The sequence below is a fragment of the Paenisporosarcina sp. P4_E4_2 genome (assembly GCF_056401595.1).
The window spans coordinates 1-8,445 of the sequence record NZ_JBFUJC010000121.1 but is presented as its reverse complement, the minus strand read 5'-3'; the positions used below and the strand labels follow the sequence as shown (position 1 = coordinate 8,445).

Below are 8,445 nucleotides of genomic sequence, written 5' to 3'. Positions count from 1 at the left end.
GAGCTTAACTCACTGAAAAATTTGTTCATTTTCGTTTCATCCAGGCTGAACATCTCATTAAATCCCGATCCTCCTGAGATAAATAACAAGCCATTCGGTCCTTCTTCGATAATATCCCAAATAGATAAATCCTTTTCGATCATGGTAGCGATGGATTCTTTGTTGGATCTGCCGAGTAATACATCGACATTCGCAAATCCCAGGTCAACGTCAAAAATTAGGACTTTCTTGTTTTGTTGAACAAGACTCAAAGCAAAATTCAGTGCGAAGTTTGATTTTCCGACACCACCTTTTCCGCTGGTGACGGCAATAATCCGGGTTTGTCTCCGCTCTTTTTGGGGTGTCTTTTGCAACACTTTTTCCCTTAATTTATTAGCTTGATCAATCATTTTCATCTTCCTCTAATACGAAGTTTGCTATTAATTCAGGGGTTACGGTAAGAATATCGTCTGGAACATTTTGGCCATTGGCAATATATCGTATTGGGATTGAGTAATGATAAATCAAGTTCAAGATGGCACCAGATGAACTGGTTTCATCTTTTTTTGTCAAAATCAGCTGGTCCATCACAATTGTTTGGAAATTATCAATGATTTTCTTCATATCCTCGTACTTGGCGGTAAGGCTCAACACTAAGTTAATTTGTATTTCCTTCTTGTCTGGAAGCATCTGCTTTAGATCATCAATATACTGTTTTTGTTGATAGTTTCTGCCGGCCGTATCCATTAGAATGATATCGCAGCCGCTTAAATCATCTATAGCCGCACTCAGGTCGACTGAAGATTCCACTACTCTGATTGGGATATTCAAAATGCCTGCATACGTTTTTAATTGCTCCACTGCTGCAATCCGGTAGGTGTCTGACGTAATCAGTCCCACTTTTTTATCTTCACTCAGCAAATAATCAGCCGCTATTTTAGCAATGGTTGTGGTCTTTCCTACTCCGGTTGGACCAATAAAACAAATGATATCTGCTTTTCTTCTGCTCGGTCTTTTTTTATGGGCATTGATCAACTTGATGATTTCTCTTTTAGCCAAAGCTTTAATTTTATCTTCTGAGGTATTAGGATGCTGTTCTAAAACCAGCATCAGCTTAGCCATTATCTCCGATTGAACTTCTGCGGTAATTCCTTGTGCATTTAATTTTTTATTTAGTGCTTTTAACGTCTCTGGCAAACGGTCTTCATCAATCACTTGGAACATGAACTGCTTCAGGCTTTTCAGTTCACTCATCAGCTCATCCAGATTTCCCTCATTCTTATCAATCGGACTTACTGATTTATTTAACTCAGGATCCTCGTCCATTTCCTTTTCAGAAGCTTGAATCTCAGGCTTGATTGATACGACTCGCTTTGATTCACTTGGTGCTGGTTCAACTGCAGCAATTACTTCAAGTTTGGCTTTCTTGAAAAAACCTAAGTAACCACCTGTTTTAATTTGCTTTGTATTTAAAATAAGAGCGTCCGGACCCAAGTCTCTTTTGATCTTGGGTATGGCCTCGGTCATATTATTGACAACATACGTTTTCAGCCTCATGAGAAACTACCCACCCCTCCTGAGATATTAACGACTCCAACACTTTGGATCTCTACTTCCGGTTCCAATTCATTATAAGAAAGGACAGGAAGATCTGGTGCAAATTGTTCGACGAATTGGCGCATATACATGCGGGTTGCAGGCGATGTCAGCAATATAGGCTGCACACCGGATTGTTGAAGCTGAGTGACTTGTTCCGAAATCTTTTGAAAAATGGTTTGTGAAGCTTCTGGGTCAATCGATAAGTAGCTCCCTTGTTCAGTACGATGCACAGACTCTGCAAATTTTTTCTCGAGACTTGCACCTGCCGTAATAACCTGTAATGCCTCATTAGGATTCGTATATTGCAAAGTGATTTGTCTGGATAAAGCTTGTCTCACATACTCCGTCAATACATCTGTATCTTTCGTTTGAGGTGAGTAGTCTGCCAACGTTTCCAAAATAACGAGTAAATTTCGGATCGACACTTTTTCCTTCAGCAGCTTCATGAGAACCTTTTGCACTTCCCCTATTGCCATTAAGTTTGGAATCAATTCCTCAATGACGGCAGGAGAGTTTTCTCTTAAGTTCTCAACCAAGGTTTTTACTTCCTGTCTGCCAATAAGTTCGTGGGCATGTTTCTTGATAACTTCCGTTAGATGGGTCGAGACAACAGAAGGTGGATCGACAATTGCATATCCTGCCATTTCCGCTTCTTCTTTCATTTCTTCATTGACCCATAATGCTGGCATCCCGAATGCCGGTTCTACCGTCGCAATACCTTCAATGCTTTCGTCATCAACTCCAGGACTCATTGCCAAGTAGTGATCAAGCATAATCTCACCTGAAGCCACTCGGTTACCTTTTATCTTAATGACATATTGATTTGGAAAGAGTTGAATATTGTCGCGGATTCGTATGACAGGCACCACAATTCCAAGTTCAATCGCGCATTGTCTGCGAATCATAATGACGCGGTCCAATAAATCCCCACCTTGATTCTTATCAGCAATAGGAATCAAGCCGTATCCGAACTCGAATTCGATAGCATCCACATGGAGGAGGTCAACAACACTTTCAGGACTTTTCAATCCTTCCAGCTCCTGTCCTTCATTTGAAGCTTCTTTCTCTTCCTCTTCTTCGGCATTCAGTGTGCGTTGCATTCTATAGCCTCCGAACGCCACAAGCCCAGCAACTGGAAACACCAATAAAGGACTGATAGGCGTGAAAATAGCAAATAAAGAAAGAGTTCCTGCCACCACATAAAGCAGCTTTGGATAAGCGAATAATTGTTTCGTAATATCTGAACCTAAGTTCCCTTCTGAAGCGGCTCTTGTTACGACGATGCCGGCTGCAGTAGAAATCAACAATGCAGGAATCTGGCTTACCAGACCGTCACCGATGGATAATAAGGTAAATAGTTGAGCAGCTTCACCGATTGGAAGTTTGTGTACGACAACTCCAATGATTAAGCCACCGATAATATTAATGAGAACGATAATAATACCAGCTATCGCATCCCCTTTAACGAACTTACTCGCACCATCCATGGCACCGTAGAAATCAGCTTCCTGACTTACCTTTTCCCTGCGTTTTTTAGCTTCCTGGTCAGAAATCATTCCTGCTCCAAGGTCTGCATCGATACTCATTTGTTTACCTGGCATAGAATCAAGAGTAAAACGAGCTGCTACTTCCGCCACACGTTCTGACCCCTTAGTAATGACCAAGAACTGAATAATAACTAAAATTAAAAACACCAATATACCAATAACGGGACTTCCACCGACTACGAATGAACCGAACGTTTCAACAACTTCTCCCCCTGTTTGATTGGTTAAAATAGATCGAGTTGTAGAAACATTTAATCCGAGACGGAACAACGTTGTCAGTAAGAGTAACGTAGGAAAGATTGAAAATTGAAGCGCTTCTTTCGTATTCATCGCTACTAAAATAATCGTCAAGGAAATACTGATGTTTATCATAATCAAGAAGTCCAGTAAAATCGGCGGAAGAGGAATAACCATCATCACGACAATCATAATGACTGAAACTAAGACGAGATAATCTTTGATTTTCATGCTGTTTCCTCCTCCCATAAATTCATTTAATCTTTCCTTTTAAGCGATAGATATATGCTAAAACCTCTGCAACCGCCAAAAACAATTCTTCTGGAACATAGTCACCTATTTCCACTTGGTTGTATAGAGCACGGGCAAGGGGTTTATTTTCCATAATCACAATTTCAAGTTCTTTAGCTTTTTCTTTAATTTTCAGGGCAAGATGGTCTTTCCCCATTGCAATGACCATTGGCRCTTCCATGGTTTCTGCATCATACTTAATTGCAATCGCATAGTGAGTGGGGTTTGTAATCAGAACATCTGCATTCGGCAAGTCCTGAATCATTCGATTCATGCTCATTTGTCTTTGTCGTTCTTTAATTTTGGATTTAATCAGAGGATCTCCCTCTGCCTTCTTGAATTCATCCTTGATGTCTTGCTTAGACATTCGAATGCCCTTTTCAAATTCATACTTTTGATACATGTAATCCATTATGGCTAAAACTAATAAGATAATTGATGCAACCATCCCCACCTTGAAAACAAGGGAACCGATAAATGACAAGGAATCGCCGATACTTTTTTGTGAGAGTAAAAACAACTCTTCTTTTGCCGACCATAAAACATTAAAAGCGGCAAAGCCAATAATGGCGATTTTAAGTAATGACTTTACTAGTTCCACCAATGCACGCATGGAAAAGATTTTCTTGGCACCTTCTATCGGATTCAAACGTTCAAGCTTCATCTTGAGAGGCTCTGTCGTAAATAGAGACCCAACTTGAATGTAATTCCCCAAAAAGCCGAATACCATCGCAATAATCATAATTGGAGCCGTGATCATTATTGCATTGAACGTCATTTGTTCGAACAAGGTGCRAATATTTTCCGGGCTCCACTCCCATCCAATATACTGAGTGAAATTGATTTGAAAGATTGCTAGAAGCCGATCCAGTATCCAGCCACCCAAAAAATTGAGCAACATAATTCCACCAAGCATAATTAATGCAGCAGGTACTTCAGCACTTTTGGCCACTTGACCTTTTCTTTTTGACTCCTGCCTCTTTTGAGGTGTTGCTTTTTCTGTCTTTTCCGAAGCAAAAAACTGTAAGTCGAGAGGATATCTTTTTTGCACTTATGGTCCCCCCATCAACTTAATCAGCTGAGACATGCTTAMCATTATTTTTTCGAACAGGATTTGTAATAAGTAAAAGAAAATGGGCATCGAAAGTAATAGCATGATAAACCCTACAAAAATCTTCAATGGCAGCCCGACTGCAAAAATGTTTAATTGTGGGACGGTCTTGGCTAAAATGCCAAGAGCTACATCAATCAGAAATAGTGCGCCAACAATCGGTAATGCGATCTGCAAGGCGATGACGAACATTTCTACAAATAATGTCGTGAAAAAATGAGTGATGTCACCAAAATCAGCCGAGAAGGAAACAGATTCAACCGGAAATGACTTGAAGCTTTGCATGACTCCATCCAGCATTAAATGATGTCCATTAACGGTCAATAAAAAAAGCAGTGCCAAGATATATTTGAAGTGACCAATAATCGGCACCTGACTGCCTGTTTGCGGATCCATCACACTGGCAATGGCAAAGCCCATCTGAAAATCGATGAATGCTCCCGCTATTTGAACTGTGTATAACAATAATGCTGCTGTAAAGCCAAGTGCGATGCCTACTGCAAGTTCTTTTATGATCAGCAGGATGTAATGGGAATCCATTAGAAGTGCTTCATCAGCGTCCATTCCGGATAAGGCAATTAATGAAATGAAAAACCCCAATCCAACCTTGAATTGGTTCGGAACACCTTTCATTGAAAATAAAGGCGCAACGAGGAAAAAGCTAGTTAATCGAACAAAGATCAGCAGTAGATATGGGTACATCTCAAAAATAGTATTCATATCAATCCCACTATCCGATTAGTTGCGGAAGTTGTTGGAACAAATCTCTTGTAAAATCCAATAAGATCGTCAGCATCCATGGTCCAAACAACACAATGGACAAAAACACTGCCAATATTTTCGGAATGAACGCAAGTGTCTGTTCCTGAATTTGTGTCATCGCTTGGAACACACTGACAATCAGTCCGACAGCAAGTGCAATTAATAGCATGGGAGCAGATATGATAATGATCATATATATCGATTGTTCCGCTAATTTGATCACCGTATCTGGAGTCATCGTTTTCTTCCTTCCCTAAAAGCTGACAAGCAGCGATTCTATAATTAAATACCAGCCATCAACCAAAACAAACAACAGGATCTTGAATGGCAACGAAATCATGACCGGAGGCAACATCATCATCCCCATGGCCATTAACGTACTGGCAACAACCATATCGATGATCAAAAACGGGATAAATATGACAAAGCCAATTTGAAATGCAGTCTTCAACTCACTGATGGCAAACGCCGGAATAAGCGAGCTTAACGGGATATCTTCAACGCTGTCTGGCTTTTCCAAACCAGCGTATTTAAAAAACAAAGCGAGATCTTTTTGTCGCGTATGTTCTGCCATAAATTCCTTAATTGGCATCACTGCAGTATCCAACGCTTTCTCTTGTGCGAGGTCCCCCGCCAGATATGGCTGTAAGGCCGTTTCGTTAACTTCATTAATTACTGGCGTCATAATGAAAAAGGTCATAAACAGGGCTAGTCCGACTAGCACTTGGTTCGGTGGCATAGACTGTGTCCCTAAACCGGTACGAACAAATGACAACACGATGATGATTCGAGTAAAACAAGTGAGCATGATCAAGATTCCTGGAGCCAGCGAAAGGATGGTCATCAGGAACAAAATCTGCAATGTAATGGAAACATCTCCCGGCGCATCCGTACCAAAATTGATGCCAGGAATGCTAAGTGAAAGAAGGAAGTTTGTCATCATCATTCTGATTTACCTTCCTTTTCATCATCTGCTTTGTTCAAATCTTGCTTGAGTTGGTCTTGTTTACTCTTTTGTTTATTCAGGCTTTGCTTGAATAATTGTTCAAAACCATTTGTAGGTTTAGATTCCAACCGCTTGCTTATCTTTTCTTTCGAAAAATCGACGATCGAGTTCGATAAATTCATGATCGGGTTTGACAACATATTTGGTTGCTGCTCTAAATCATTCTCAATACTGCTAATCTCATCCTTATTTGAAAATTCCTTAATCAATGTGACTTGATCTGCCACTCCTAGTAGATAAACCTTGTCACCTACTTTTACAAGTTGAAGTGATTTATTGTTACCTAATGGAGTTCCGCCCATTAATTTAACTGCTTGATTTGGTTGGAATTTCTTTTGTCTTACTGCCAGAAACTTAATCAATCCATAAATCATGACGAGAATCAGCAACGTATAGAATATAAGTTTAATAATGATGGTCACTAGACTAGTGTTTTGAGTAGGCTTTAACTCCTCTTCAACAACCGGCTCTACCTTTTCATCGGACTGATTTTCTTCAGCCAAAGATTCTTTTACGGTCGGATCTTTAGCAGCATTTGCCAAATTCGGGGTCAACATCACATATAAAGTGAAAAGTAAAATCATCGCAAGTACTTTTACATATTTTTTTTGAATCAAACCTGGCAAACTCCTTACTTACGGCATTAACGTAGTTTTGAAATACGCTCTGCTGTGCTTAAAATATCTGTTACACGGACGCCGAAATTTTCATCAATCACGACAACTTCACCTACAGCGATTAACTTGTTATTGATTAAAATATCGACAGGTTCACCTGCCAATTTATCAAGTTCAATAATCGAGCCCTGGGAAACACTCAAAATTTCTTTCACCATTCGTTTCGTTCTTCCCAGTTCAACCGTTACTTGAAGTGGAATGTCGAGTAACATGTCCAAATTGTTCGGTTCTGAATGTGCGGAGCCGGATTCATCGAAATTTGAAAACTGAACAGATTGGATTTTAGGTGATGAACCTGATTCGTCCGTTTTAGTAGTTACATCTGTTTGAGTAGTGGATTGAAATTGCATTTCTTTTGTCTCCTCTGGATGACTTCCTTCTTCCAATAAATCTGTTAATATTTCTACCACTTGTTTCCCCAAGCGGACAGGAATATATAGTTGAAGGCTGATATTTTCCTGAGTACCTATTTTCAGTTGGAAATCTGCTTCTACAAACCATTTTTCATCAGTAAATTTTGCAACAGGGAAGTCTTTCAGTGTTTCTATCAAGTCCATCGATGACAAGGAATGGGAAACCTCTTGGTCTAGTACTGTAGTCATTGATTGTGAGACAGAAGTAAACATTTTTTGTACCACTTCTTCTACCACTTGAAATTGTTTTCTGATATGTTTCTCTTCGCTGTCCGTAGAGATCAGGTTTGTCATGGTCTGAACATCATCTACATGTAGGGAAAGAATTTGTAAGCCGTTGATGCCACCCTCATATTCTCCCAGGACCACGATGAAGGGCTCTTTTGTATTGGTTAATAACTGATCATTTTGTCTGATGATTAGTTTTGGAGTAGAGAAACTTACTTGCTGAGAAAATAGAGTGGTAAGCACTGCAGACGAACTTCCCAGTGATACATTCAATAACTCTGTCAATGCTTCCATTTCACGCTTCGATAGGGAACTCTCGGAAATCGTTTCATCGTCCGTTCCACTTTGCTCCAGTAAACCTTTGATTTCATCTGGAGATAACTTATCAGTTTTCATCGAATTCATCTCCTTCTCTATGAACTTCGGTTACTTGCACAGCCATTCGTCCTTTCGAAACCCCAGGTTGTGCAAAAAATTTCTGTTTATCATCTACCAATATTGTTACAGGAGCATCGTAAGACTCATTTAAGCGAATGACATCACCGCGTTTAAGATTCAAAAAATCGCCAACGTCTATCGTTGATCGACCTAATAT

The 8,445-nt window shown here is 39.9% G+C and carries 10 protein-coding genes; all 10 read right to left on the bottom strand.

The window, feature by feature from the left end:
• A partial coding sequence (locus AC1DSB_RS10205) for a P-loop NTPase (RefSeq protein WP_477586663.1) occupies positions 1-389 on the bottom strand: 389 nt, incomplete at its 3' end.
• Positions 382-1,536 carry a flagellar biosynthesis protein FlhF gene (gene flhF / locus AC1DSB_RS10200; RefSeq protein ID WP_477531366.1) on the bottom strand — a complete coding sequence of 385 codons (1,155 nt, stop codon included), beginning with the start codon at positions 1,534-1,536 and terminating at the stop codon, positions 382-384. The genes flhF and AC1DSB_RS10205, both read right to left, overlap by 8 nt.
• Positions 1,533-3,593 (bottom strand): flagellar biosynthesis protein FlhA, encoded by a 2,061-nt coding sequence (gene flhA, locus AC1DSB_RS10195; protein WP_477531367.1) that lies wholly within the window; start codon positions 3,591-3,593, stop codon positions 1,533-1,535. The genes flhF and flhA overlap by 4 nt, the downstream gene beginning before the upstream one ends.
• Before the next feature lie 22 nt (positions 3,594-3,615).
• On the bottom strand, positions 3,616-4,704 hold the full coding sequence (flhB, locus tag AC1DSB_RS10190; RefSeq protein ID WP_477586661.1) for a flagellar biosynthesis protein FlhB: 1,089 nt from the start codon (positions 4,702-4,704) through the stop codon (positions 3,616-3,618).
• Positions 4,705-5,484, bottom strand: a complete 780-nt coding sequence (gene fliR / locus AC1DSB_RS10185) for a flagellar biosynthetic protein FliR (protein WP_477586659.1) — start codon at positions 5,482-5,484, stop codon at positions 4,705-4,707.
• A gap of 10 nt (positions 5,485-5,494) precedes the next feature.
• The gene (fliQ, locus tag AC1DSB_RS10180) at positions 5,495-5,764 is read right to left on the bottom strand and encodes a flagellar biosynthesis protein FliQ (protein ID WP_016429542.1); all 270 of its coding nucleotides are present in this window, start codon (positions 5,762-5,764) and stop codon (positions 5,495-5,497) included.
• Positions 5,765-5,779: 15 nt separating this feature from the next.
• Positions 5,780-6,472, bottom strand: a complete 693-nt coding sequence (fliP, locus tag AC1DSB_RS10175) for a flagellar type III secretion system pore protein FliP (protein ID WP_477531370.1) — start codon at positions 6,470-6,472, stop codon at positions 5,780-5,782.
• On the bottom strand, positions 6,469-7,149 hold the full coding sequence (locus AC1DSB_RS10170) for a flagellar biosynthetic protein FliO (protein ID WP_477531371.1): 681 nt from the start codon (positions 7,147-7,149) through the stop codon (positions 6,469-6,471). Before AC1DSB_RS10170 ends, fliP begins: the two co-directional genes overlap by 4 nt.
• Positions 7,150-7,175: 26 nt before the next feature.
• Complete coding sequence (gene fliY, locus AC1DSB_RS10165) at positions 7,176-8,246, bottom strand: flagellar motor switch phosphatase FliY (protein WP_477531372.1); 1,071 nt, start codon at positions 8,244-8,246, stop codon at positions 7,176-7,178.
• Positions 8,236-8,445 (bottom strand): FliM/FliN family flagellar motor switch protein (locus tag AC1DSB_RS10160; protein ID WP_477586656.1); only part of this gene is annotated, 210 nt, incomplete at its 5' end. The genes fliY and AC1DSB_RS10160, both read right to left, overlap by 11 nt.

Excerpts from the sequence above, each read along its gene's own strand:
- fliQ (WP_016429542.1), bottom strand. The coding sequence starts at position 5,764 with ATGACTCCAGATACGGTGATCAAATTAGCGGAACAATCGATATATATG.
- fliY (WP_477531372.1), bottom strand. The coding sequence starts at position 8,246 with ATGAAAACTGATAAGTTATCTCCAGATGAAATCAAAGGTTTACTGGAG.
- flhA (WP_477531367.1), bottom strand. The coding sequence starts at position 3,593 with ATGAAAATCAAAGATTATCTCGTCTTAGTTTCAGTCATTATGATTGTC.
- fliP (WP_477531370.1), bottom strand. The coding sequence starts at position 6,472 with ATGATGATGACAAACTTCCTTCTTTCACTTAGCATTCCTGGCATCAAT.
- flhF (WP_477531366.1), bottom strand. The coding sequence starts at position 1,536 with ATGAGGCTGAAAACGTATGTTGTCAATAATATGACCGAGGCCATACCC.